This is a genomic window from Ensifer sp. ENS03, from assembly GCF_014852035.1.
Lineage (GTDB): Bacteria > Pseudomonadota > Alphaproteobacteria > Rhizobiales > Rhizobiaceae > Ensifer > Ensifer adhaerens.
On the sequence record NZ_JACVAV010000003.1, the window covers coordinates 267807 to 290862 of the forward strand.

The window sequence follows — 23056 nt, forward strand, 5'->3', positions numbered from 1 at the left end:
GGATTACTTCCTCCCCCAGACCTTGCGGACCAGGTCCTCGATCTCGCCATTGACGAGGTTGAGAGAGTCCATTGCGCGGTCGTAGGTGCCGCGGACAAACTGCGAGCGCTCGACTTCATAAAGCGTTTGCTTCGTTACGCCGGCGTCGGAGATAGCTGTCGACTTCACCATGGCGTTCTGCAGCATGCGATTGCCGAAAATGGCGCGCATGAAACCGGTCATCTGGCTTTGAGGGCCGTCGTTCGGCTCAAACCGTGTTCCGAGATAGCGCATCCAGTCATAGCTGGTGCGGCCACCGGCTTTTTCGACGACGCTCATCAACTCACTCGTCATCGACAGGAACTGCGACATCGACATGACGTCGAGCATCTGCGGATGCACGGTGATCAGGACGGACGTTGCGGCACAGAGCGCCGACATGGTGAGGAAGCCGAGCTGCGGGGGGCAATCGATGACGACGATGTCGTAGAAGCTCTCGATATCGGCGAGCACATCGCCGATGCGGGCGAAGAAAAGGGTTTCTGCAGCCCCGCCCGTCATCATCGCCTTCGGCGTTTCGTGCTCGAATTCCATGAGTTCGAGATTGCCGGGAATGAGATGCAGATTGGCGGTGTAGGTCGACCGCACGATATCGGCGATCGACCGCGGGGCGTCATAGCGGATCGCGCCGTAAAGCGTCTCGCCTTCTCCGACATCCAACTCCGGTTGATGGCCGAAGAGGGCGGAAAGCGAAGCCTGCGGATCGAGATCGATCGCGAGCGTGCGGTAGCCGCGAAGTGCCAGATATTGGGCGAGGTGGGCTGAGGTCGTCGTCTTAGCCGACCCGCCCTTGAAGTTCATCACAGACAGGACCTGCAGCTTTTCATCGCCGCGCCGGTGCGGGACATATTTGCCCGACTTGCCGCCATCGTCGAGAACGCGGCGAATGCGTTCGATGTCGGAAACGGCATACATGCGCCGACCGTTTGACAAGGGCGCTGGGCCGTGGCCCTCTGAGGCCACCTGCCTCAGATAGCCTTCGCCGATTCCGATGAAGGCTGCCGCTTCGGCAGGGCTGAAGAGACGCATCTGCTTTTGCGCTTGCGGGGGAAAGATTTTCTTTTGGTGCTGCTGCAGCTGATGGGCAAGTTCCAAAGCGTCGGCAGCCAGAAGCGTCGGCAGATGCTCCTGTGCGTCCTGGCTTTGAATTTTTTGCTGCAACATTGATATCCCCGAAAACTGCGCAAAAATCGTCATATCCGGACAATATGCGCAGATGCACTATGCTCCGATTCGGCGCGGTTTTACAAATGCATAGCGTTTTGGCGGAGGTGCTGCCCTTGCGGTGGAAAGCGAGCTTGTGAAGCGGTCGAGTTGTCCGCGGACAACTTCCCTTCGGGCACGTTCGCGCATCTCCAATTAGATCATAGATTTAATAGACTATTGACAGCAGGTCTGATTGTGTCAGGATTGTGTTAAGTTGGCGATTGGATGCATGGAGCTTCCTGATGTTCTATCTCGGTGGAATGACCCTTGGCTATCTTGAGCCGCCCCCGCCTTTGCCGAAGGCGATGAAGGCAAAGCGGCAGGCGGAAGTGGATGTCGCCTCGACGACGCTCGACAAGGCGGCGTGCGAAGAGTCCGATCGTAATCAGGAATGGGCGCGCGCGTTCCTGACGCCGTGGCACCTCCTTTACTGAGGAGTGAGGCGTGGCGCCGAACTGCGCCGCCCAAGCGTTGACAGCTGTCAACGGCGAGAGCCGTTTCAGCCGCCGTGGAAAAGCGCAAATCGGCGAGGGAAGGGCTGTTTCGCGGCGGCGAATTGATTAAGTTCGCTGTCATGGACACCAAGCAAGATCGATCCGTTTCAAGTGACCCGCCTGGCGATGCGGCCGACAATCAGGGGCAGGTGCTATCGCTGCACCAGCGCATCCTCGGTGACGTCGAAGGGCGCATTCTTTCCGGGGAGTGGCCACCCGGACACCGCATCCCGTTCGAGCACGAACTGACCGAGCAATACGACTGCTCGCGCATGACGGTGAACAAGGCCCTGACCGAACTCGTCAAACGCGGGCTGATCGAGCGGCGGCGCAAGTCGGGAAGCTACGTTACCTTTCCGCAGGTCCAGTCCGCCGTCATGGAGATCCACGACGTTAAACTCGAAGTCCAGTCGCTGGGGCTCGATTACAGCTTCCGCGTGGATGAGCGAAAAGTGCGCAAGGTCGAAGGCCGGGATCGTGAACGCCTGGATCTCCCGAGCTCGGGCAAGCTGCTGGATGTAACGTGCCGGCATTTTGCCGGCTCGCGTCCCTTTTGCTTCGAGGAGCGGTTGATCAGCCTTTCTGCGGTTCCGGAGGCCGAAGAGGAAACATTCGAGACCGCGGCGCCCGGTTCGTGGCTGCTCGGCAAGGTACCGTGGAGCACGGCCGAACACCGCATTCGTGCCGTGGCGGCCAGCAAATCGGCAGCGCAGGCGCTCGATATCGCCACCGGCACAGCCTGCCTCGTCATCGAGCGGCGGACCTGGAGCGGACGGGCGCCGGTCACGCATGTGCGGCTCACCTATCCCGGCGACCGCCACGAACTCGTTGCGCAGTTCGCGCCCAGCCCCATCGGCTAGTCGAAGGATCGGTTGTCCGCGGGCAACCGATGAAGCAGGCCCTCGATCGGCGGTTCCGCGCCGATTATCCTGCGGCGAGGCGCAGCTTCGGTGCCGGTTCGTTGCCGGAAAAAGCGAAGACCTCGATGGGTTCACCGATGCCCCTGACCGGGTAGGCGCCGAGATGCTCCATGCTCGAGGCGCAGCCGGCCAGCTCGACGAAGGCGCGCGACAACAGCACCGGGCGTTTGGTTTCCTTGGTCAGGCTCTCAAGCCTTGAGGCGATGTTGACGGCGGGGCCGATGACGGTGAAGTCGAGCCGGCGGCGCGAGCCGATATTGCCATACATCACGTCGCCGACATGCACGCCGATGCCGTAGCCGAGCGGCTCGCGACCTTTCGAGAGGTTGTCCTGGTTCAGGACGGCGATGGCTGCCTCCGCCTCCCGGATCGCCTGGAGCAGATTCTCCGCGGCGTCGGGGTTGCTTAGCGGAAAGATTGCCAGCAGCCCGTCACCCATGAATTTGAGGATCTCGCCGCCATGGCGCTCGATCGGTTCCGACATGGCGTCGAAATAGGCGTTCAGCAGTTCGATCACGTCGTCGCGCGGCCAGAGATCGGAAAGCTTTGTGAAATTGCGCAGGTCGCAGATCAGGATGGCGGCACCGACGGTGACGCCGCTGCCCCGTGTGGTGGCGCCGGCAAGGATCTGTTCGCTCGCGTGCGGGCCGACATAGGTTTCGAGCAGCGTTCGGACGAAACGGTTCTTCAGCCTGATTTCACTAACCAGCGCCAGCGCCGGCACGATCTTCGCGAGAAAGGCCAGATGTTCGTCTTCGAAGCCGCCCTTCCGGTCGCTGGCAAAGGTGACGATGTGGCGTTTGCCGAGCGTGTGCTCAAGCGGCCAGGCGATGTATTCGGTCAGGCCCTCGGCCCTGAGGTCAACATAGAGCGAGCTCTGTTCCTGCTCTTCCGTCAAGTCCTCGAGGTTGGTTCGAACCTCGGTGCCACCGTTATTGATCACGTAGAGCGGGCTGTTGAGGTAGAGAGCGGTGTTCTGGGTGCCATAGTCGTAGAGATCGATTTCGCCCTCGGCCAGCCCCTTGCGCCACAGGATGCGAGCGCCGAGCCATTGCGGATGGTTGATGCGGAAGTGCAACGTGGCGCGCGCAACCGGAATACCGGCGCCCTGCAGCCGTTCGCCCAACTCGACAAGGATATTGTCGATGAAGCGCTCGTTGCGCGTTTCGATGATCAGCCAGTCGAGCACGCCTTGGCGTCGAGCCGGAAAGCTGCCATCCTCGGGTGAAGGCGAGGGGGCCTCAGATGGGGTCTGCATTGCTGTTCTCCATGGCGCTCAAGCGGGTGAAGCCGCGTAAGCCGAACGATGTATCGCAGCAAATGTGGAGCATCGGCACCGCCTTGATAAGGGGCAACCTGAAAAGCTTTTGAGAAATCTGGGGCGGCATGCCGCCGCTTCTGTCAGACGATCGGGCGTGCCGGCGCGGCCGCAGGCCGGCTTCCGTCGATCAGCGGCAAGTGCAGGCGCACCCGCGTGCCACGCCATGGACCGGTGAGAATGTCGATACGGCCGCCGTGGAGCCGGGCGATCTCACGCGCGAGATTGAGCCCCAGCCCGGCGCCGGTGGAGCGCGGACGCAAGCGATAGAAAGGTTCGAAGACGCGATCGCGCTCCTCTACCGGAATGCCGGGGCCTTCGTCGTGGATTTCGAGCCCGCCGGCGGCATCGACCAGAACGGTGATCGTGCCGGCACCGCCGCCATGTTCGATGGCGTTGCGCAGAAGGTTGGCGACAGCCTGCTCGATCTGCCGCGGCCGCGCGCTGACCAGGGCGCCCGGCGCTTCGGCTTCGAATGCCAGCTCGTAGCCGGCTTCGAACGCAAGCGGTGCGAAGTCCGCTGCCATGACCCTCCCGAGAGAAACGAGGTCGACCACCTCGAGCGGGCCGCCGGCATGTTCGAGGACTTGCCGGTCGAGAAGCTGCTGGGCGAGATGCGACAGGCGCTCGATATCGAGCCTCAGGCGGGTGGTTTCGGGGTCTTCCTGCAGAAGCTCGGCGCGGGTCCGCAGGATCGCGATCGGGGTGCGCAATTCATGGGCCGCATCGGTCAGGAAGCGGTTGCGCTGGTCGTATCCCTCTCCCAGTCGCGCCAGGGCCCGGTTGAAGGCCCGCACCAAAGGGGCGATTTCGGTCGGCACTTCCTCGGTTTCGAGCTGCACGGCGCGGTTGTCGATGTCGATGCGCCCTGCCTGGTCGGCGGTCGAGACGAGGCTCGCGAGCGAACGGCGCACGACGGCCGGCGTCGTCAGCAGAGTGGAGACGCCCATGACCAAGACGATCGGCAAAAGGAAGCAGAGCACAACAAGCACGAGCGTCGGCATGACCTCCATCCACGCCGTCCTGCCGTCGAGGTCGCGCGCCATATCGACATTGATGCTGATCTGCACGTCCAACGGCTCATTGTCGCGGCGGGAGGAAACGGTCGCGGCGAGGATCTGGACCCGGCCGGCTTCGGTCTCGACATTGTGGAGGACAGCGTCCGGAAGCGTGCCGCCTTCTTCGAAAAGCAATTTCGCCCCCTCCACCCGTTGCAGCAGGTCGCCGCCGGCTTCTTCATAGGGGGCAGGGACGTTTCCGTAGCGCACGACCTGGCCGGCGGCGTCGCGGACGATGTACCAGAGATTGGGATAGGACTGGCGAAGCTCGCGCAGGTCCTCGGTCTCGTGCACGGCCAGCACGCCGTTCGCGTCGCGACCGACGGCGCGGTCGAGCACATCCAAGGCGGCTTCGTTGTCGACGAGCAACCGTGGCTGGGCGATGAACACGCCCAGGAAAAGCAGGCCGATGAAGACGAACAACGTGGCCGCCTGCAGGAGGATCAGCCGACGGACGAGGACCCATTGCAGCGAGCGCGGACGAACCTTGATCATGTCGTCGCGCGCAGGAGATAGCCGAGATTGCGGATCGCCCGGATTTCGACGCCGGCGCCGACGTCGTCTAGCTTGCGGCGCAGGCGCGAAAGATGGGAGTCGAGCGCGTTGGATTCGATCTCGTCTTCCATGGCGTAGACCGATTCTTCCAGCGTCGCCCTGAGCACGGTTCGGCCGGGCCGCCGCATCAGCGCTTCGAGCGCAAGCCGTTCCCGGCGCAGGAGGTCGAGAGGCTTGTCGTCGACGGCGGCCTCCCGGTGGCGGAAGTCGTAGATGAGCCGCCCGACCTTGGTCTGCTCCGATTTGAGCGTGACCGGACGGCGCGCAAGCGCGCGCAGCCGCGCCATCAGTTCCTCGACGGCAAAAGGCTTGGAAAGATAATCGTCGGCACCGGCATCGAGCCCGCTGACCCGGTCGTTGATCGATCCCAATGCCGTCAGCATCAGGATCGGCGCCTCGACGCCAAGGCTTCTGAGCTTCGGGATAAGATCCAGCCCCTCGCCATCCGGCACCCGGCGGTCAAGCACGACCACGTCATAGGGCCAGAGTTCGGCAACGGCCTCGGCGTCGGCGAGCGTCGAGACATGATCGACGATCACCTGGCGCCGCGCCAGGGCAGCCTTGAGGGCCGAGGCCATCTCCGGCTCGTCTTCCAGCAGCAAGATGCGCATGCCACTTTCCCTTCTGTGCCCGCATCTATGCGGGTCGCTGATCCGTCACGTCGACTGCCCGAGGCGTCACTCGCATTCCAGCTTCGGCTGGCGGAAGTTGGTGATGTACCAGCGGCCGTGCTGCATCCGGGCGTAGAAGCTATAGAAGCACTCCTGTTCCTCGACATAGCCCGGCGTCGAATACTCCTCGTAGCGCATTCCGCGCCGGGTGTCCCTGATTTCGCCGCTGGATGTGCCGGAGACGACATTCGTTGAGATCTTGCGCCATTGATAGGCGCGCTCGTTCCAGCCGAGATCGAGAACATTGGTGGGCGGACCATAGTCGATGATGACGGATTCGACCGGCTGGCCGATATAGGTCTTCATCGTATCGGATGCACAGCCGGCCAGCAGGGCGGCGGTGGCGGCGAAGCAGGCGAGGGTGCAAAACCCCTTAATGGAGAGCATGACGGATCCCGGTTTTCCTGCAGCGCCAGTCGTCCACGGGACGCGCGAAGCCAGCAGTTGTCGTTGACGTGCCGCCCGTCCGGAACGACTGCGATCCGGAGCGATGCGACGGCTGACCGGGAGCTAAAGGGCCAAGATTACAGGGGCATTGCAGGGCCGGCGCAAAGCTGGCGAAAGCTGCGCCGACGAAGCCGGTGGCGGGGGCAACGGATGTCGTTACTGCCGAAGAAGCGCTGCATACTTCCTAGGCAGCGCGGTCTGTGTCACGTGTTTGCGCTACCTTGGGATCAGCCGCGTAAACCAGGCCCGGCTTGACGATCCACTCGCCCGTGCGAAGTGCCAGTACATCAAAGCCGCCGCTCACCAGGCGCGGTGCCACGCCGACGAAACGATAGACAAGGCCCTCTCCGTCGCGCACGGATTCCCGTATCGGACAACTGCCCAGAGAGCCGATAACGTCGCCCTCGAACGCGACATCCACCAGCATGAAATATTCCGTCGGCAGACGGCGGCTGGCTCTGGAGGAGAGTTTGAACCCGTTTGTGAATTTCATAGTCTTGCTCGTCTGTGACGCCTTCGGAACCGGACATGCCGGTACTGGCAAGCGTCTGCGCTGTTCTGTTGCTTTCGCGTCCGAAGCCGGGTGGGTTGCCGCCAACGCAAATCCGGCCGATCACAGGAAAGGTGAATGCTGCGGCACCGGGTGTTGCGGCGCGGCACGTCTCAAGCCATCCAAAAGCGGCACCAGCATGGCAGCATGCCTGAGGCAAAACGACCTACAGGCACATTGCCGCCCGCTGCTTCTATCGCGCGGATCGGCATAGGATTTCGCCTGGGAAGATGGGATGGGAAGATCAGAAAAGCATAAGGGGAGGGAGTGCAGTGCGCTTGGATGATTGCGCGCGACGCTAGCAGAGCATCGCGGTTTGAGCTGGACGCAACTCGCCGCCAAACAGCGGGCTGAGGGTCGGTTCGGAGAGCAGGAACCCTTGCACGTGCGTTGCCCCGGCGCCTTGCGCGGCCTCAAATTGTGCATAAGTTTCAACACCTTCGACCACAACGACGGGAGCGACGCAGGACGCCAGACCCACCATGTGCAGAAGGAACCGCTCCGCGTCGGGACGTCCGAGCCGCAGGAAGAAGCCGTCGATCTTCACGATGTCGACGGGCAGGGACAAAAGTGCCTCCGGCGTCGAAAATCCCGTTCCGAAGTCATCGACGGCGACCCGATATCCAAGCTCTCGTACGCTTCGAACGAAACACCCGGCCGTCGGGAGCGCTGAGATCGGCAGGCTTTCGGCGAGTTCGAGCACGAGGCGCGATGCCAGCCCCCGATGGGTCGACAGCAGATCCAGGAGCAGCGTCCGGTTACGTTCATCGCAGATGCTTTCGACCGAGATGTTGCAGCCGAGGTCGCCGGTTGGATGATGCGCCAACCAGTCGAAGGCGAGCGTGAGCATGTGCCTGTCCAGCGCAGCAATGCGGCCGGCCGCCTCCAGATAGCGTATGAACTCGCTGGCGGTCATGACCTCGCCGTCGGGTCGGATGATCCTTCCCAGACACTCCGAATAGAGCACGGTGCCGACATCGGCGACGGCATTGACGTGTTGAAGTGAAAACCCGACGCGCCCTTCTTTTGCTGCGTGGTCGAAGATTTCCACAACACGGTCAAACATTTAAACTCCATTGGCTTGGACGCGGGTCCGGATGCAGCCACCGGCTCACCAAGTGAGCCGGTGGCCAGTTCCTCGTTATTGGGCGGTCTCCGGCTCCGGTTCGACAACAACCACCGTCTGCGGCGGCAGCGTGCCGCGGATTTCGTCGATCTTGCCAACGGCGGGGCCGACCCCGAGAATCCCCTTGGCTTCGTCGACCATGTCGTCGGTTACCACGCCATCCTTGGTGAAGCCCGCTAGCGCCTGGCGCAGCGCTTCGTCGCTCAGCGCAGGATCGGCTGGGACGGCGTCGACGCCATTTTCCGCCTCGAACTGCGCATAGGCGATTGCGTAAGCGGAAACGGCCGCCATCTTCGGATCGTTTGAATTGAGATAGGCGTGGTAGTTGCGGTTGAGCGAGTTGAACCCTCGCTTAGACCCGGGCGCCACAACGGGATCGACTACCGGATCGACCACCGGGTCCGATGCAACCACGACCGATTTGGCGGGTTTCTCGGCTTTTGCCGATTTGGCTGCCTTGGTCGCCTTGGTCTTGCTGCCGGAGGTCCCGGATTTGTGCTGCGATTTTCCACTGGACTTGCCAGTGCTCGTTTCCTTGCTTCCGCGGGAAGTGTCGGATTTGCTGTGGCCGGAACCGCCACCGTGGCTCCCGCCATTGCCACCACCGTTGCCCCCGCCGTTACCGCCGCCGCCACCATTGCCACCACCGCCGCCATTGCCGCCTTTGGCGTAGGCGGAATCGATCAGGCTCAGGGAACCGGCAGCCATTGGCGCGACTGCCAGCGTCAGCGCCATGATGCTCCGGGCGATCAGCTTCGTCACAGGCATAGAAATCTCCTCATTTCCAACTGGTCGTTCTCATTTGCTTACGGATCGAGACACGACATTCGATGTGAAGACGATATCTGCGCCTCTGAGACGGCGCCATCGGCCCCCGACCATTGCCTTTTCGCCTAGGACCTAGGTCCTATTCCGCAGCATCAAAGGTCCGAACAGTTCGGTCGCGATGGCTGCGCCATTGACCCTGTCATGAGAGTGGTTAGGTTGGCGCGGCCTTGCTACAATCGTCGCGCCGCACGAGCCGGCGGCCCGATCCGAGAGACCTGGTGCGCGTCCAACAGCTTATCACCCGCTGGAATTCTCAATCTCTAGCCACCCAGTTCCTGCTGATCGGAGGAGCGGTCGCCGCTTGTGCGATGGTTCTGGTCGGCGCCTTCGTATCGAACAGGATCGAAGACGCAGTCACCCGGAATTCCGCCGCAACGACGGCGCTTTACGTCGACAGCGTGATCGCGCCGTTGCTGCCCGATATGCAGACGAATGAAGTGCTCGACGAAACGGTTGCCCGTGCGCTGGACGAGACCCTTGGCCAGGGCGCGCTCGGCGAACGCCTCCTCTCGTTCCGCCTTTGGCGTGCCGATGGCACGCTTCTCTATTCGAGTGACCAGGCGGCCGTCGGCACCAAGGTGGAGCCAAGCGAGGAACTTCAGACGGCATTTTCAGGCAAAATGGTCGCCCGCTTCGACCAGGCCGGGGATGGGACGGCGGACAGGGCCACGGCCGAGCCGGCGCTTGCCATCTACAATCCGGTGCTCCAACCCTGGTCCGGCCAGGTGGTGGCCGTGTCGGAATTTCACGAGGTGGCCAATGATTTCGAACAAAGCCTCAATCAGGCGCGTGCACACACCTGGTTGGCGGTCGCAGCCTTCACGCTTGCCTTCTTCGTCGTGCTGTCGGCGATCGTGCTTCGGGGCAGCAAGACGATCGAGAGCCAGCGGCATGCGCTCGCCCAGCGCGTCGACGAGCTTTCGGCATCGCTGGCGCAGAACGAAACGTTGCGCGGCCGGCTGCAGCGCGCGTCGCAGCGCGCCACCGCATTGAACGAAAGCTATCTGAGGCGCATCGGCGCGGACCTGCATGATGGCCCCGCCCAACTCGTCGCCTATGCTTCGCTAAGACTGGGCAGCGAGACCTTGAAGCGCGACGCGACGCCGGCGGCCACCCGTGCGCGCGAGATCGGCGCGATCAAGGCGAGCCTCGACGAGGCGATGCAGGAGATCCGCACAATCTGCGGCGGCCTGGTCCTGCCGCAGATCGAGACGGCCGGACTGGCAGAGATCCTGCAGCGTTGCGTGAAGGCCCATCAGCAGCGCACAGGGGCGGCGGTCGAGCTCGCCCTGGCCGATCCGCCGGACCGTCTGTCGCAGGCGGCAAAGATCTGCATCTACCGCTTCGTGCAGGAAACCCTCAACAACGGCTACCGGCATGCCGGCGGCGTGAGGCAGCAGGTATCGCAACGAACAGTCGGCGACCGTGTCACCATCGAGGTCGCCGACGGCGGACCCGGATTTGATCCGGACAAAGTTCCGCCCACAAGTCTTGGTCTTGCCGGCCTGCGCGAACGGATCGAAAGTCTCGGCGGAACGTTTGAGCTCATCATCGAGCCGACCGGCACCACCGTTCGCATGACGACAAGCGTCAAGGAGATCTGACAATCATGACGTCAAGGATACGCGTTGCCGTGGTCGACGACCACCCTCTGTTTCGCGAAGGCGTGACCCGGAGCCTGTCGGAGATCGAGGGGTTTGAGATCGTCGCCGAGGGCAGTTCGAAGGACGACGCGACCGGGATCGCGCAAAGCCTCGGACCGGATGTGATGCTCATGGATATCTCCATGCCGGGCGGCGGGCTGGAGGCGATACCGGCGATCCTGGAGGTCGCTCCGTCGCAGAAGATCATCATGCTCACGGTTTCCGAAGACGGAGATGACGTGACCACGGCGCTCGACCGGGGTGCCACCGGCTATGTGCTGAAGGGCGTCGGCGCCTCGGCGCTCGCCGAGGTCATTCGCACTGTCGCTTCGGGCGAGCGTTACGTGGCGCCGACCCTGTCGGCCAAGCTTTTGTCGACGAAGGGCCCGGCTCAGCCTGGAAAATCCGGTCTGGTCGCAACCCTGACGCCCCGCGAGAAAGAGGTTCTGCACCTGGTAGCGGCCGGCATGAGCAACAAGCATGTTGCCATCGAGCTGGACCTGCAGGAAAAGACCGTGAAGCATCACATGACGCAGATCATGACGAAGCTGGGGGTCGCCAACCGCACCGAAGCGGCAATGGTTCTGCGCGACGCGCGCGAGCTTTAGTCTCTCATACCGACGGATACCGTCGCACCGCCGACGCTGATCGGCGGCGCGTGCTAATGCGCCAGGGTCTCCATGCGCTGCTTGTCGGCTGATGTCGCGCGCCGGTTGATGATCGTCCGTCCGCGGGCATCCTTCATGATGTAGCGCCCCTTCCTGACTTGCTCGGTTATGCCGCCCTTGTGACGGATACCGGTTTCGCCATCGTCGGTGGCGTCTTCATTTGCACGGGAGGCCTTGGAGTTTCCGCCGGAACGGTTTTCGTTGGAATTCCCGTTTCCATTGCCGTTGCCACCGCCATTGCCGTTATTGCCGCCGCCGTTCCCGTTCCCTCCGCCATTACCACCACTATTTCCACCGCCGTTGCCGCCGCCACTATTGCCGTTCTTGGCGAGGGCGACCGTCTCGGTCATCGACAGACCTGCGCGGGTCAGATCGAGCTTGTAGGGAAGGGTCGTCACCAACAGGACTGCGGGCCAGAAGAATGCAGCAAGAAAAATCCGGCGATTGGGCATTTCAGTCCTCTGGCGATGTCGCGGCACAGGGTGGGCACGCTCCGGCGGATACCGGCAAGCTCGACTTTGCTCATGGCCGGCATGGCCAGTCAACGCGCGTCTGCGCTGGTTACGCTTTCCCAGACCTTTCCCCGGCGACGGCCGGACAATCGTCGGATTCCCTTAGGACCAAAGTCGGGTTCAATGCGTCGTCGTTTGGCGGCTGTGGCCTGCGCTCTTGCCGAGCAGCGACCGTGGCGTGACGGGTAGTCAGGCGATGGCGCGATTGAAATTGTCATGCACGCCGTTGCATCGTTTCATTTGGCCATATTCTCGACACCGAGATCGTTGACGTCTCCGGCAGGCTGGGACCACCCGGCGCTCATCGAGCGCCCGCTCCTGCGCCTCTTCGGAGGCCCGGGGGCGGGCGTTTTGCGCCTTTTGAAAGATCAACACTTGTCACACGACAAATCGACCGGGCACGTCAAGAAACGCATCGTGCTGCATTTTCCGGGCTTCGAGCCGCTGGATGCCGTCAAGCATCAGGCGCGCTACAAGCGATCGGCGGTCAAGACGGCGAGACTTCAGGATTTCGATGTTCAGGTCGGGCAGGTGGAGAGCGAGGGACCCGGCCGCTATTTCGACGTGGATAGCCAGGGCGCCGACTGGCAGACGGCCAGCCGCGTCTACATCTTCGATCACGACGAGATCGTCCGACGCCTGAATGGCCGGGGCACGCTGCATCGAATGGTCGCGGGCTACCTGAGCGCCCTGCGAGTCGTCTGGGAAGGCGGCGCATTCGGCTACTTCCGGCATGCCTGGCGGTTCGGCCTGTTCTTTCTCTTTCCGTTCCTGCTGGTGGCAATTGGCGTCGCGGGGAGCGTGTTGATCGGCACCGCCCCCTACTGGCTTGCGCTTGAATCATCGCTTCTCGTCCTGAGCGCGATCGTCGCCTACCTGGTCTTTTTCAAGCTGTTTCTCCCCTGGTCGGAGCGGTGGCATACCCTGCATCTCTTTTCTGACTGGGAGCTGGCGGTTGCCGTTGCGCGTCTGGAAAAACCATATTTAAAGCAATGGGTTGAAGACAGCCTGGCATCCGTGCGGGCCGCGCTCAACGAACCGGCCGACGAGTACGTCATCAGCTCTCACAGCATGGGCTCCAGCATCGCCACCCAGGTGATCGGCGCCCTGGTGGAGCGGGAGCCAGGCCTCTTTGCCGGAAAACGCATCGTCTTCGTCACGCTCGGCGGCGCGATCCTGCAGTGTGCGCTGCTGCGCTCAGCCGAAGTGTTGCGCGCGCGCGTCGGCGCCATCGCCCGGGTGAAGGATATCTTCTGGTTCGACGTCCAGTGCCTGACCGACGCGATCAATTTCTACAGATGCCAGGTGGTGGCGCTTGCCGGACACGGCGATGCGCCTCAGCCGCCCATCGTTTTCATCCGGCTCAAGCATATGCTGTCACCGGAGCGCTATGGCCGGATCAAGCGCGACTTCCTGCGTGTGCACCGCCAATACGTGCTCGATGCCGACGTTCGCGCGCCCTTCGATTTTACGATGATGACGGCCGGGCCGCTCCCGGCCGCCTCATTCGCCAACGCGGCCTGAAGGCAAACAGTCCTGTCGGGGCAGGGCTGTTGCTTGCCGCTCACGTACTCAGCACCGAGAGACCGCTCTCCCGGTCGAACAGGTGCAAGCCGTTTGGCTCGATTGTGAAGGATACCGCTTCCCCCGGCCTGGGGCAGCCGCTGGCCTTGACCAGTGCGCCAATTTCCTTGCCGGCAAACAGAAAGGTCACGAGCGCGTCGTTACCATGAAACTCGACCAGGTCGGCGATGCCCTCGACACGATTGAGCCCGCTTTCCGCCGGCGCCAGGTCGGCGGGACGTATGCCCAGCACCAGCGTCTGGCCATGGCGAAGCGTGAACCTGTCGTCCGAGATCGCGAAGCTGCCGCCCGCACTGCGCAACAGCCAGCTGCCTTCGGTCTTTTCGGCCGTCACGTCGATGAAATTCATGTTGGGTGTGCCGATAAAGCCGGCGACGAAGAGCGTGCGCGGGCGTTCGTATATCTCGGCGGGCGTTCCGACCTGCTCGATCGCGCCACCCTTCATCAGGACGATCCGGTCGGCAAGTGTCATCGCCTCCAACTGGTCGTGGGTCACATAGATCGTCGTGGTCTTTAGCTTCTGGTGCAGCCGGGCGATCTCGACCCGCATGTGATTGCGCAGCTTCGCGTCGAGATTGGAGAGCGGCTCGTCGAAGAGGAAGACCCGCGGCGTCTTGATCATCGCGCGGGCGATAGCGACGCGCTGTTGCTGCCCGCCGGACAGCTCGGTCGGCTTTCGGGCGAGATAGGGCTCGAGGCCGAGCGTTGCCGAAACAGCGCGAATCCGCGTATCGATCTCCGCCTTCGGCACCTTCATGCGCTTCAGTCCGAAAGCGATGTTGTCGTAGATCGTCATGTGTGGGTAGAGCGCATAGTTCTGGAAGACCATGGCGACGCCGCGGTCGCGAGGCGGCAGGTCGTTGACCGCCCGCCCGCCGATCGAGACGATGCCGCCGGATATGTCTTCGAGACCGGCAATCATGCGCAGCAGCGTGGACTTGCCGCAGCCGGATGGACCGAGAAACACGATGAATTCATGATCGGCGACATCGAGGTTGAAATCCTTGATGACATCAACGGCGCCGTATTGCTTGTCGACATTGGAGCAGACGATGTTCGCCATGGCTCAATCCTTCCCACTGTCCATGTGGATCTGAAGTTTGATATCAGTCGGTCGGGCGGATGCGGCCCGCTCGAATGCCCTGATGCTGTCTTCGAAGCGGAAGGTTTCAGTGATCAGCGGCTTCAGATCGACCTTGCCGGACGCGATCAATTGCAGGGCGCGGTCGAAGATGTTGGCGTAACGAAACACCGTTTCGATCCGGACTTCCTTGGAGATTGCGCCCGGAACGTCGAATTGTACCGGTTCGACCGGCAGGCCCACCAGAACCACGGCACCGCCCGGGCGGACCAGATCGAATATCCCGGAAAAGGCCTTGGCGCTGCCGCTCGCCTCGAAGACGAGATCGGCGCCCCAGCCGCCGGTTTCCGCGGCGATGACATCGGCAAAAGGCCGCTCGGCGATGTTGACCGGGATGATGCCCGGATACTGAGCGGCGATCGCCAGCTTCTCCGCGCTGAAATCGGAGATGAAGACACGGCTGCAGCCACCGGCAAGGGCTGCGAGCGCCACCATGATGCCGATCGGCCCGCAGCCGATCACCGCGGCGACATCGCCCGGTGCAATCCGCGCGCGGGCGGCTGCCTGCATGCCGATGGCGAACGGTTCGACCATCGCGCCTTCGGCAAAGGAGATGTTGTCGGGAAGCTTGTAGGTGAAGGCGGCGGGATGGACTGCGAAGGGAGCGAGCACGCCATGAACCGGCGGCGTTGCCCAGAACCGCACCTTGGGATCGACATTGTAGATGCCGAGCTTGGAAGCCCGGGAGGTCAGTTCTGGAACACCCGGCTCCATGCAGACCCGGTCGCCGACGTCGAGCGTTTCGACATTGCTTCCGACCGCGACGACGGTGCCGGCCGCCTCATGACCGAGCACCATCGGTTCGCGCACCACATAGGGGCCGATGGCGCCGTGGGTGTAGTAGTGCACGTCGCTGCCGCAGACGCCGACCGTGTCGATGGCGATCTTGACATCATCGGGACCAAGTTCCAGCGGGAGATCGATCTCCCGGATTGCGAGCTTGCCTTTTTGCTCGAGGACCAACGCTTGCATGAAGGATTTCCTTGTTTTTCCAGTCTTGGGATTCATTGGGTCTTGCGCTTGAAGGCGCTGTTGAGCATGCCACTTAGAACCCCGATGAAGAGCAGCGGCGGGATGGAGAGCAGCACGACGGAGGCGTTGAGGATGCCCCAGGGCACGTCGCGACCGAGTTGCGTCAGCTCCGAGGCGACGATCGGCAACGTCTTGGCGTCGGACGTCGTCAGCATCAGCGCAATCAGGAATTCGTTCCAGACGAGCACGAAGGCAAAGGCGACAGCTCCGATCAGCGACCGAAGGGCAATCGGCAGCGCGATAAGGAAGAAGATCGCATAAGGACCGTAGCCATCGACGCGGGCAGCCTCCTCGACTTCCTTCGGCACCCGCGCAAAGGCCGGGACGCTCAGCCAGATGATGGTCGCGAGCGTCAGCAGCGAATAGGTGACGATCATCGACAGGCGGGTGTCATAGAGGCCGAAATCGAGCCAGATCACCATCAGCGGAATGGCGATCGCGACCGGCGGCAGGAAGCGCAGCGACAGAACGAAGAACTGAATGTCGCGGGACCAGCGGTTGGGATAGCGCGCGATCGCATAGGCGGCGGGCAGGCCGAGAGCGGCACCGATCAGCACCGCAGCGCCCGATATCAGCAGCGAATTGACGAGGCCGGCAAAGACGCTTTCGCGGCCGAGCACATAGGCGAAGTTGTCGAGCGTCGGCTCGAAGAAGAAGAGCGGGGTCGGTGTCACGATGTCGACCCGGTTCTTGAAGGCATTGAGCGCGGTCCAGAACATTGGAAACACGGCAGAGAAGGCGGCGGCGGCAAGGATGAGCCGGCCAATGAAGCGGCCAAGGGCGTGGGCGGTCATCACTGAACCCTCTTCCAGATGAAGGTGAAGGCGATCGAGGTGGCGATCATCATCAGAACCGCCATGCTGGAGGCGTAGGAAATCCGGCCGGACTCGATGAAGCCTTGCGAGAAGGCGTACATGTCGAGCGTTTCGGTCGCGATGCCGGGGCCGCCGCGGGTCATTACGTAGATCAGGTCGAAGGCGCGCAGCGACTCGATCATCTTGACGAAGGCAAGCGAGATCAGCGGCGCCTTCAGCATCGGCAGCGCGATGAAGGCGTAAATCTCCCAGGTGCGGGCGTGGTCCAGCCGTGCCGCTTCGAATGGCTGGGGCGGCAGCGTTTCCAGGAGCTTCAGCACGATGACGGCGAAGAACAGGCCCCATTGCCAGACATCGACCAATGCGACTGTCGCAAGTGCAGTCGCCGGATTGGACAGGAGATCGAGTGGCTGACCGGTGATTGCCTTGTAGGGATAGGTGGCGATGCCATAGAGCGGATGGAAGGCGAACTTCCAGACGAAGGCGGCCGAAACGCGTGGCAGGATCACCGGTACCAGAAACAGGAGCGCCAGCAGGTTGCGCGTGCGCGGCGAGACGCATTCGAACAGCAGGATGCCAAGGCCGACGGCGATGGCGAGCGTTATACCGACGGTCACGGCTTCCCAGGTCAGGGAGACGCCGATCGCATTGATGAAGCGGCGGTCCGAGAAAAGGTCGATATAGTTGGCGAAACCGACGAAGCTGCCGTCCGGACGGCTGAGTTCCCGGTTTTGGAACGATATGTAGATCGCATAGGCCGTCGGCACGAGGGCGAGAACGGCAAGGATGCCCATGGTCGGGGTGAGGAACACCGCCGGCAGGCTGTTTTTCTGCTTCATGTGATCAGTCCTACGGCTGGGCTTTGAACGCCCCCGATGGTGCGGGCCACCGGCGGCTTTGCCGGCCGATGGCCCTTGGGAGGAACCGGCTTACTGGCTGCGGGCAACCAGGTCTTTGGCGAAGCCGTCGAGTTCGTCGAGGCCTTCCTTGATGTCGGTGCGCGTTCCGGTGATCAGCTCCTCGAGGATGATGCCCCAGCGGTCGCCAAGATCAGGCCATTGCGGGTTCTGCCAGAAGTTGACGGCGGTGACCTTGCCGGTATCAGCAAGCGCCTGGCCGAGATCGGGGCCGTAGAGCTCGGCGAATTTCGGGCTGGTCATGATGCTGGTGCGATTGAGTTCGCTGAACTGTCCGGCTTCGAGCCGCCGGGCCTCGTTTTCCTTCGAGGTCGCCCAAGCTACGAACAGACCGGCGCAGGCCTTGGAGGCCTCATCCTTGTTGGCCTTCATGCCGATTGCCAGACCATGGCCGTAGCCGCCGCCCGTCAACGGTGCCGGAGGCGGCAGGTAGCCGACCTTGCCGGCCACCTTCGAGGACTTCGGATCGATCGCCATGCCGACGAGCGGGGTGGATTCGATCAGCATCGCCACCTGGCCGGAGGTAAAAGCACCAACCGCCTCGTCCCAGCCGCCGGTCTGGCTGCCCGGTGCCGAGTACTTGAAGAGTTCGAGATAGGTCTCGGTCGCCTTGACCGCCTGTTCGCCGTCAAAGACCGGCGTCTTGCCGTCGAACCAGTTGCCGCCGAAGCCCTTGAAGAAGGGCATCCAGCGCCAGACATTGGCGCCCGAGCCGCGCTGGCCGCGAAGGGCTGTGCCGTAGATACCCTGGTCGGGCTGATTGAGCTTCTTCACTGCGGCAACATATTCGTCGAGCGTCTTCGGCGGCGTAATGCCGGCCGCCTCGAGCAAGTCCTTGCGGTAGACCATGAGGTCCCCGCCGCCAGTGACCGGCGCAAACCAGACCTTGCCGTCATAGGTCGCGACCTTCTGGCGGCCCGGATCGAAATCGGCGTAGTCGTAGTCATCAGGATAATAGTCCATCAGCGGCGCGACCCAGCCGGCCGACGCAAATAGCGCCACATTTGCCTCATCGATGTAATAGACGTTGTACTTGCCGATGGTCGAGGCGTCCGCCTTGGTCTTGGCGCGGCGGTCGTTTTCGTTGAGATAGTCGATCTCAAAGGATGCGCCGCCCGAGAGCTTCTCGAATTCGGACTTGTAGCCTTCGAGCAGCGTCAGGCCGTCGCGCGGCTGGGCGAGCACCTTGATCGTGCCGGAGCATTCGGCAGCGACCGCAACAGTCGTCAGGCCGGTGGAAAGAAGGCATGCGAAGGCGATGCTCGAAACGAGCGTTTTGGCTTTTTTCATTGTGAAAAGACCTCCCCAGGTCTGCGATGCGCGCCGGATACTCCTCAGATCCAGTGCGTTTTCCTCATAGCGAACCGTTTCGCTGGGTTCGATGATAGGCCTTACGCTTTGCCGAACTAGCGTGCGCGATGCGGCGATTCTGTACTTTCTTGCAAAAAATTGCCAGATGCCAGCCGTTTGCAGCGCAGCAAACGCAAGGATTCATCGCCTGGGTGGGTGAAACGCGCCTAAGAACGGGAAGTACGACGCTGGCCTGTCAGCCGCCTGTAGGCCGAAGGCGTCATCTTGTGCTGGCGCAGGAAGGTGCGGTTGAAATTGGAGATGTTGAGGTAGCCGACCTCGAAGCAGATGTCGGTGATCGGCATGTCGGTTTCGGCAAGCAGCTTGCACGCCTGCCAGATGCGCAGCTTGTTGACGTGGTCGGTAAAGGTGTTGCCGGTATTCTTCTTGAAGAAACGGGAAAAGGCCGTTTCGCTCATGTCGGCCTGCCGGGCAAGATCGGCAAGATGAATGTCGGTGGCGATGTTCTCGTAGATGAAGGCCAGCGCGCCGCGCAGCACGTCAAGCGATTGTTGGTCGAGTTCTGGCGCGAATTCCGGCGAGGAGAGCAACTCGTATTCCTCGGTGTTGACCAGCAGATCGAGCAGCTGGATGAACAGCGAGAAGCGCGAGAGCCCTTTCAGGCTGCCCATGCGTTCGATCAGATCGGCGCCCTTGGCGCGGGCTTCGCCATGAAACACCAGGCCGCGCTCGGCGCGGGCGAAGAAGGCCTCGAGCTCGGCAAATTCCGGCAAGGCGTCGGTGATCTCGCGCATGCGATCCGGGTGGAACTGCATGACGATGTCACGGCCTTCGATAATCTCATCGGGTTCGGTAACCGTTACCCAGTCATGCGGCAGGTTGCTGCCGATGACGGTGAGATAACCCGGACCGAACTGGCCGATATGATCACCGACGAAGGCAAGGCCCGAGGCCTTGCGGATGAGATGGATTTCGATCTCCGGATGGAAGTTCCAGACGTTCCGTTCCCAGGGATAGTTGTCGAGACGCCATAGGAACGTCTCGTTGACGCCGGTGACGATGTGCTCGAAGGTCGGCGGGTTGGTTGCGAGCGAAGCGGGCTTTGCCGGCGCGCGTTTTGAGCCTCGCGCCGTACTCATCGCCTGACCCTCCTTCGCGCCGTGTCGATCGGTCGTCTCCTTTGGAGAAGGAGCGGCTGCCTATTGCACCCAAGCCGCCCCGTTTTCCGGACTATGTCAGGCGCGTTCGGCCCAGATCTTGGCGAGCTCGACCAGCGTCTTTACGCTGCGCTCCATGTCCTGGCGGCTGACCCATTCGAGCGGCGAATGGAAGGCGTGGCCGCCGGCGAAGAGGTTGGCCGAAGGCAGACCCATGAAGGAGAGCCGCGAACCGTCGGTGCCGCCGCGGATGCTGCCGCGCACCGGCTGCATGCCGGCCCGGCGGATCGCCTCGATGGCGTTTTCGACGATCTCCGGATGGCGGTCGAGGATGGCCTTCATGTTGCGGTACTGCTGCTTGACCTCGAAACTGTAGGTGGAGCCCGGATAGGCCTTCATCACGTCCTTGACGATGCCTTCGAGCATGGCTTCCTTCGAGGCAAGGCCCGCCTCGTCGAAGTCGCGCACGATGAGGCCGAGCTGCGCCCTGTCCATCGAGCCGGTCACGCCGGTCGGATGCACGAAGCCGTCGCGGCCCTCGGTGCCCTCGGGCGAAACCTCCCGCGGCAGCCGGCTAATGATGTTGCCGGCGATCTTGATGGCGTTCTCCATCTTGTCCTTGGCAAAGCCCGGGTGGATGGCGACGCCATGAATGACGATCTCGACGCCATCGGCGGAAAAGGTCTCGTCCTCGATATGGCCGGCGGTTTCGCCATCGACCGTATAGCAGAATTGGGCCCCAAGCTTCTTCAAGTCGACCTTGTCGACGCCGCGGCCGATCTCTTCGTCGGTGGTGAAGAGCAGCTTGATCGTGCCGTGCTTGATTTCGGGATTGTCGACGAGAACTTGAGCGGCCGCGACGATCTCGGCAAGCCCGGCCTTGTCGTCGGCGCCGAGCAGCGTCGTGCCGTCGGTCGTGACGATGTCATTGCCGATCTGGTCGTTGAGAACCGGGTGGTCGGCGACGCGGATTACCTGCTGCGGATCTCCCGTGAGCCGGATATCGCCGCCCTGGTAGTTGCTGACGATCTGCGGCTTGACGTTCGTGCCGGTGAAATCCGGCGCCGTGTCCATGTGCGAGCACCAGCAGATGACCGGCACCGGCTTGTCCACGTTCGAAGGAATGGTGGCATAGACGTAGCCGTTTTCATCGAGATGCGCGTCGGCAAGGCCGATCGTCAGCAGTTCCTCGACGAGCACGCGACCGAGGTTCTTCTGCTTTTCCGTCGACGGCTGCGTCTTCGACCTCGCGTCGGACTGGGTGTCGATGACGACATAACGAAGGAAGCGGTCGAGAACGGTATCGGTCATGGCGGGAATCCAATGCTGGTGGGCGTCAGACCGCTATACCCCCAGACCGAGACGAGGGAAAGTCGTGACCGCCCAACGCATGCGGTTGGTCGTGGCCCGACTGGCTCCTCCGGTCGCGGCGCAGACGATGCCGATCAGTAGATTTTTCCAGCCGTCGTCTCGGTCTCGCCTCTGGTACCCTTGAACTCCGCTGCCAGCTTCGACGTGGCGCCGACCAGCAGGCCGACATCGTTGCCGACCGCCACAAAGGTCGCGCCGAGTTCTAGGTAGCGGCGGGCAAGGGCCTGATCGGAGGTCAGGATACCGGCCGCCTTGCCGTGCGACTGGATGCGAAGGAGCGCCGCCTCGACTGCTTGCTGTACCTCCGGCGCACCGGGCTTGCCGAGAAAGCCCATGTCTGCGGCAAGATCGGCCGGGCCGATGAAGACACCGTCGACGCCGTCGGTGGTCGTGATCTCGTCGAGGGCGGCAAGGCCGGCGCGGCTTTCGATCTGCACGAGCAGGCAGACCTCGTCATTGGCGGTCTGCAGATAGTCGGGAATACTGTTGAAGGCCGATGCCCGGGCAAGGGCGGCACCGACTCCACGCACGCCATGGGGCGGATAACGCACGGCGCGCACCAGGGCGCGGGCCTGTTCGTCGCTTTCGACCATCGGCACCAGCAGCGTCTGCGCGCCGATGTCGAGGATCTGCTTGATCATCCAGGTCTCGCCGATCGGCGGCCGGACGATGGCGTGGCTTGGCGATGCGGCGAGTGCCTGGAGCTGTGCTGCCAGAAGCGGTATGTCGTTCGGCGCATGCTCGGCGTCAAGCAGCAGCCAGTCGAACCCGGCGCCGCCGCAGATCTCGGCCGTATAGGGATTGGCGAGCGCCAGCCAGAGACCGATCTGCGGGCGCTTGTCAGTGAGGGCCTGTTTGAACGGATTGCGCGGAGCGGGCATGGGCGTTCCTATTCGAAGAAGCAGCTGACGGTGCCGGACGGGCCGAAGTCGGCGACGATGGTGTCGCCATGGCGGGCCTCGACCGGGCGGATGAAGGAGCCGGCAAGCACGATCTGGCCGGCCTCGATACGGTCGCCGTAGAGCGCCAGGCGATTGGCGAGCCAGGCGATGCCGCGGGCCGGGTGGTTGAGCACGCCGGCGCCCAGTCCTGTCTCTTCGACCTCGGCATTGCGCGAGACGATCGCGCCCATCCAGCGCATGTCGATCGCATCGGGCCGCATCTGTCTTCCGCCAAGCACGATGCCGGCATTGGCGGCGTTGTCGGAGATGGTATCGACGATCGTGCGCGCCTTCTTCGTTTCCGGATCGACGCGCAGGATCCGCGTATCGAGGATTTCGAGCGCCGGCGTCACGTAATCGGTGGCGTTCAACACGTCGAAGACGGTGACATTGGGGCCGGAAAGCGGCGCCTTCATCACGAAGGCGATCTCGGCCTCGATGCGCGGCTGAATGAAACGATTGCCCGGAATGCGCGCGCCGTCCTCAAACAGCATGTCATCGAAGAGCACGCCGGAATCGGGGATGTCGATGTTGAGCGCATATTGCATCGCCTTCGAGGTCAAGCCGATCTTCCAGCCGATCACCCGGAGTCCAGCGGCGATCTTCTTCTTCACCCAGGCGGCCTGCACCGCATAGGCGTCGTCCATGGTCATGTCGGGATGCTGGAGCGACAGCAGTCCGGTCTGGACGCGCTCGCGTTCGGCGATGTCGAGTGCCGTCGCGGCTGACTCGATCTGGTTCTTGTCGAGCAT

General features: G+C 62.6%; 23 protein-coding genes. 5 read left to right on the plus strand and 18 right to left on the minus strand.

The features are described from left to right. Positions 1-3 precede the first annotated feature (3 nt). On the minus strand, positions 4-1200 hold the full coding sequence (repA, locus tag IB263_RS14075; RefSeq protein ID WP_034787965.1) for a plasmid partitioning protein RepA: 1197 nt from the start codon (positions 1198-1200) through the stop codon (positions 4-6). Between the two features lie 287 nt (positions 1201-1487). Between repA and IB263_RS14080 the strand changes: the two genes are divergently transcribed. Further along, the gene (locus tag IB263_RS14080; protein WP_087510694.1) at positions 1488-1679 is read left to right on the plus strand and encodes a hypothetical protein; all 192 of its coding nucleotides are present in this window, start codon (positions 1488-1490) and stop codon (positions 1677-1679) included. 140 nt (positions 1680-1819) lie between these two features. Then, complete coding sequence (gene hutC, locus IB263_RS14085) at positions 1820-2599, plus strand: histidine utilization repressor (RefSeq protein WP_089043037.1); 780 nt, start codon at positions 1820-1822, stop codon at positions 2597-2599. Positions 2600-2663: 64 nt separating this feature from the next. Here hutC and IB263_RS14090 read toward each other — a convergent pair whose 3' ends face one another. From IB263_RS14090 to IB263_RS14120, 7 genes are all read right to left on the minus strand, one after another. Then, positions 2664-3917: an adenylate/guanylate cyclase domain-containing protein gene (locus IB263_RS14090; RefSeq protein WP_089042934.1), complete on the minus strand. Its 1254-nt coding sequence runs from the start codon at positions 3915-3917 to the stop codon at positions 2664-2666. A 143-nt stretch (positions 3918-4060) separates the two neighbouring features. Continuing rightward, positions 4061-5530: a HAMP domain-containing sensor histidine kinase gene (locus IB263_RS14095; protein ID WP_090296593.1), complete on the minus strand. Its 1470-nt coding sequence runs from the start codon at positions 5528-5530 to the stop codon at positions 4061-4063. Then, positions 5527-6201, minus strand: coding sequence for a response regulator transcription factor (locus tag IB263_RS14100; protein WP_034787757.1), 675 nt, complete (start codon positions 6199-6201; stop codon positions 5527-5529). The genes IB263_RS14095 and IB263_RS14100 overlap by 4 nt, the downstream gene beginning before the upstream one ends. Positions 6202-6267: 66 nt before the next feature. Further along, entirely contained in the window at positions 6268-6648 is a 381-nt protein-coding gene (locus tag IB263_RS14105; RefSeq protein ID WP_060517777.1) for a hypothetical protein, read from the minus strand. Between the two features lie 244 nt (positions 6649-6892). Next, entirely contained in the window at positions 6893-7201 is a 309-nt protein-coding gene (locus tag IB263_RS14110) for a hypothetical protein (RefSeq protein WP_051659110.1), read from the minus strand. Positions 7202-7556: 355 nt separating this feature from the next. After that, positions 7557-8309: an EAL domain-containing protein gene (locus tag IB263_RS14115; RefSeq protein ID WP_234852728.1), complete on the minus strand. Its 753-nt coding sequence runs from the start codon at positions 8307-8309 to the stop codon at positions 7557-7559. A 90-nt stretch (positions 8310-8399) separates the two neighbouring features. Then, positions 8400-9152 (minus strand): hypothetical protein, encoded by a 753-nt coding sequence (locus tag IB263_RS14120; RefSeq protein ID WP_192438618.1) that lies wholly within the window; start codon positions 9150-9152, stop codon positions 8400-8402. A gap of 278 nt (positions 9153-9430) precedes the next feature. Between IB263_RS14120 and IB263_RS14125 the strand changes: the two genes are divergently transcribed. Continuing rightward, the gene (locus IB263_RS14125; protein WP_034787765.1) at positions 9431-10816 is read left to right on the plus strand and encodes a sensor histidine kinase; all 1386 of its coding nucleotides are present in this window, start codon (positions 9431-9433) and stop codon (positions 10814-10816) included. A 5-nt stretch (positions 10817-10821) separates the two neighbouring features. Then, entirely contained in the window at positions 10822-11463 is a 642-nt protein-coding gene (locus IB263_RS14130; protein WP_034787767.1) for a response regulator transcription factor, read from the plus strand. Between the two features lie 53 nt (positions 11464-11516). Here IB263_RS14130 and IB263_RS14135 read toward each other — a convergent pair whose 3' ends face one another. Further along, positions 11517-11975: a hypothetical protein gene (locus IB263_RS14135; RefSeq protein ID WP_034787769.1), complete on the minus strand. Its 459-nt coding sequence runs from the start codon at positions 11973-11975 to the stop codon at positions 11517-11519. Between the two features lie 276 nt (positions 11976-12251). On the opposite strand from IB263_RS14135, the gene IB263_RS14140 reads away from it, so the two are divergent. Further along, on the plus strand, positions 12252-13559 hold the full coding sequence (locus tag IB263_RS14140) for a hypothetical protein (protein ID WP_226020780.1): 1308 nt from the start codon (positions 12252-12254) through the stop codon (positions 13557-13559). Positions 13560-13599: 40 nt separating this feature from the next. Here IB263_RS14140 and IB263_RS14145 read toward each other — a convergent pair whose 3' ends face one another. The 9 genes from IB263_RS14145 to hpaH form a co-directional block, all read right to left on the minus strand. Further along, positions 13600-14682, minus strand: coding sequence for an ABC transporter ATP-binding protein (locus IB263_RS14145; protein ID WP_034787772.1), 1083 nt, complete (start codon positions 14680-14682; stop codon positions 13600-13602). Between the two features lie 3 nt (positions 14683-14685). Continuing rightward, complete coding sequence (locus IB263_RS14150) at positions 14686-15732, minus strand: NAD(P)-dependent alcohol dehydrogenase (protein ID WP_060529311.1); 1047 nt, start codon at positions 15730-15732, stop codon at positions 14686-14688. Positions 15733-15764: 32 nt separating this feature from the next. After that, a complete protein-coding gene (locus IB263_RS14155) occupies positions 15765-16586 on the minus strand; it encodes a carbohydrate ABC transporter permease (protein WP_060517787.1) in 822 nt (273 codons plus the stop codon). Next, entirely contained in the window at positions 16586-17446 is an 861-nt protein-coding gene (locus IB263_RS14160) for a carbohydrate ABC transporter permease (protein ID WP_192438619.1), read from the minus strand. The genes IB263_RS14155 and IB263_RS14160 overlap by 1 nt, the downstream gene beginning before the upstream one ends. Positions 17447-17536: 90 nt before the next feature. Beyond that, positions 17537-18814 (minus strand): sugar ABC transporter substrate-binding protein, encoded by a 1278-nt coding sequence (locus IB263_RS14165; protein WP_192438620.1) that lies wholly within the window; start codon positions 18812-18814, stop codon positions 17537-17539. A gap of 227 nt (positions 18815-19041) precedes the next feature. Beyond that, the gene (locus IB263_RS14170; RefSeq protein WP_192438621.1) at positions 19042-19974 is read right to left on the minus strand and encodes an AraC family transcriptional regulator; all 933 of its coding nucleotides are present in this window, start codon (positions 19972-19974) and stop codon (positions 19042-19044) included. Positions 19975-20070: 96 nt separating this feature from the next. Continuing rightward, positions 20071-21303, minus strand: coding sequence for a peptidase T (gene pepT, locus IB263_RS14175; RefSeq protein WP_113079967.1), 1233 nt, complete (start codon positions 21301-21303; stop codon positions 20071-20073). Between the two features lie 134 nt (positions 21304-21437). Further along, positions 21438-22244 carry a 4-hydroxy-2-oxoheptanedioate aldolase gene (hpaI, locus tag IB263_RS14180; protein WP_113293368.1) on the minus strand — a complete coding sequence of 269 codons (807 nt, stop codon included), beginning with the start codon at positions 22242-22244 and terminating at the stop codon, positions 21438-21440. A gap of 8 nt (positions 22245-22252) precedes the next feature. Next, complete coding sequence (gene hpaH, locus IB263_RS14185) at positions 22253-23056, minus strand: 2-oxo-hept-4-ene-1,7-dioate hydratase (protein WP_060517797.1); 804 nt, start codon at positions 23054-23056, stop codon at positions 22253-22255.

What these genes read in the sequence shown, in the direction of transcription:
- IB263_RS14160 (WP_192438619.1), bottom strand. Translation starts at nt 17,446, where the DNA reads ATGAAGCAGAAAAACAGCCTGCCGGCGGTGTTCCTCACCCCGACCATG.
- IB263_RS14150 (WP_060529311.1), bottom strand. Translation starts at nt 15,732, where the DNA reads ATGCAAGCGTTGGTCCTCGAGCAAAAAGGCAAGCTCGCAATCCGGGAG.
- hpaI (WP_113293368.1), bottom strand. Translation starts at nt 22,244, where the DNA reads ATGCCCGCTCCGCGCAATCCGTTCAAACAGGCCCTCACTGACAAGCGC.
- IB263_RS14130 (WP_034787767.1), top strand. Translation starts at nt 10,822, where the DNA reads ATGACGTCAAGGATACGCGTTGCCGTGGTCGACGACCACCCTCTGTTT.
- pepT (WP_113079967.1), bottom strand. Translation starts at nt 21,303, where the DNA reads ATGACCGATACCGTTCTCGACCGCTTCCTTCGTTATGTCGTCATCGAC.
- IB263_RS14120 (WP_192438618.1), bottom strand. Translation starts at nt 9,152, where the DNA reads ATGCCTGTGACGAAGCTGATCGCCCGGAGCATCATGGCGCTGACGCTG.
- IB263_RS14165 (WP_192438620.1), bottom strand. Translation starts at nt 18,814, where the DNA reads ATGAAAAAAGCCAAAACGCTCGTTTCGAGCATCGCCTTCGCATGCCTT.
- IB263_RS14110 (WP_051659110.1), bottom strand. Translation starts at nt 7,201, where the DNA reads ATGAAATTCACAAACGGGTTCAAACTCTCCTCCAGAGCCAGCCGCCGT.
- IB263_RS14135 (WP_034787769.1), bottom strand. Translation starts at nt 11,975, where the DNA reads ATGCCCAATCGCCGGATTTTTCTTGCTGCATTCTTCTGGCCCGCAGTC.
- IB263_RS14170 (WP_192438621.1), bottom strand. Translation starts at nt 19,974, where the DNA reads ATGAGTACGGCGCGAGGCTCAAAACGCGCGCCGGCAAAGCCCGCTTCG.
- IB263_RS14100 (WP_034787757.1), bottom strand. Translation starts at nt 6,201, where the DNA reads ATGCGCATCTTGCTGCTGGAAGACGAGCCGGAGATGGCCTCGGCCCTC.
- IB263_RS14095 (WP_090296593.1), bottom strand. Translation starts at nt 5,530, where the DNA reads ATGATCAAGGTTCGTCCGCGCTCGCTGCAATGGGTCCTCGTCCGTCGG.
- IB263_RS14080 (WP_087510694.1), top strand. Translation starts at nt 1,488, where the DNA reads ATGTTCTATCTCGGTGGAATGACCCTTGGCTATCTTGAGCCGCCCCCG.
- IB263_RS14155 (WP_060517787.1), bottom strand. Translation starts at nt 16,586, where the DNA reads ATGACCGCCCACGCCCTTGGCCGCTTCATTGGCCGGCTCATCCTTGCC.
- IB263_RS14090 (WP_089042934.1), bottom strand. Translation starts at nt 3,917, where the DNA reads ATGCAGACCCCATCTGAGGCCCCCTCGCCTTCACCCGAGGATGGCAGC.
- IB263_RS14140 (WP_226020780.1), top strand. Translation starts at nt 12,252, where the DNA reads ATGCACGCCGTTGCATCGTTTCATTTGGCCATATTCTCGACACCGAGA.
- IB263_RS14145 (WP_034787772.1), bottom strand. Translation starts at nt 14,682, where the DNA reads ATGGCGAACATCGTCTGCTCCAATGTCGACAAGCAATACGGCGCCGTT.
- hpaH (WP_060517797.1), bottom strand. Translation starts at nt 23,056, where the DNA reads ATGCTCGACAAGAACCAGATCGAGTCAGCCGCGACGGCACTCGACATC.
- hutC (WP_089043037.1), top strand. Translation starts at nt 1,820, where the DNA reads ATGGACACCAAGCAAGATCGATCCGTTTCAAGTGACCCGCCTGGCGAT.
- IB263_RS14105 (WP_060517777.1), bottom strand. Translation starts at nt 6,648, where the DNA reads ATGCTCTCCATTAAGGGGTTTTGCACCCTCGCCTGCTTCGCCGCCACC.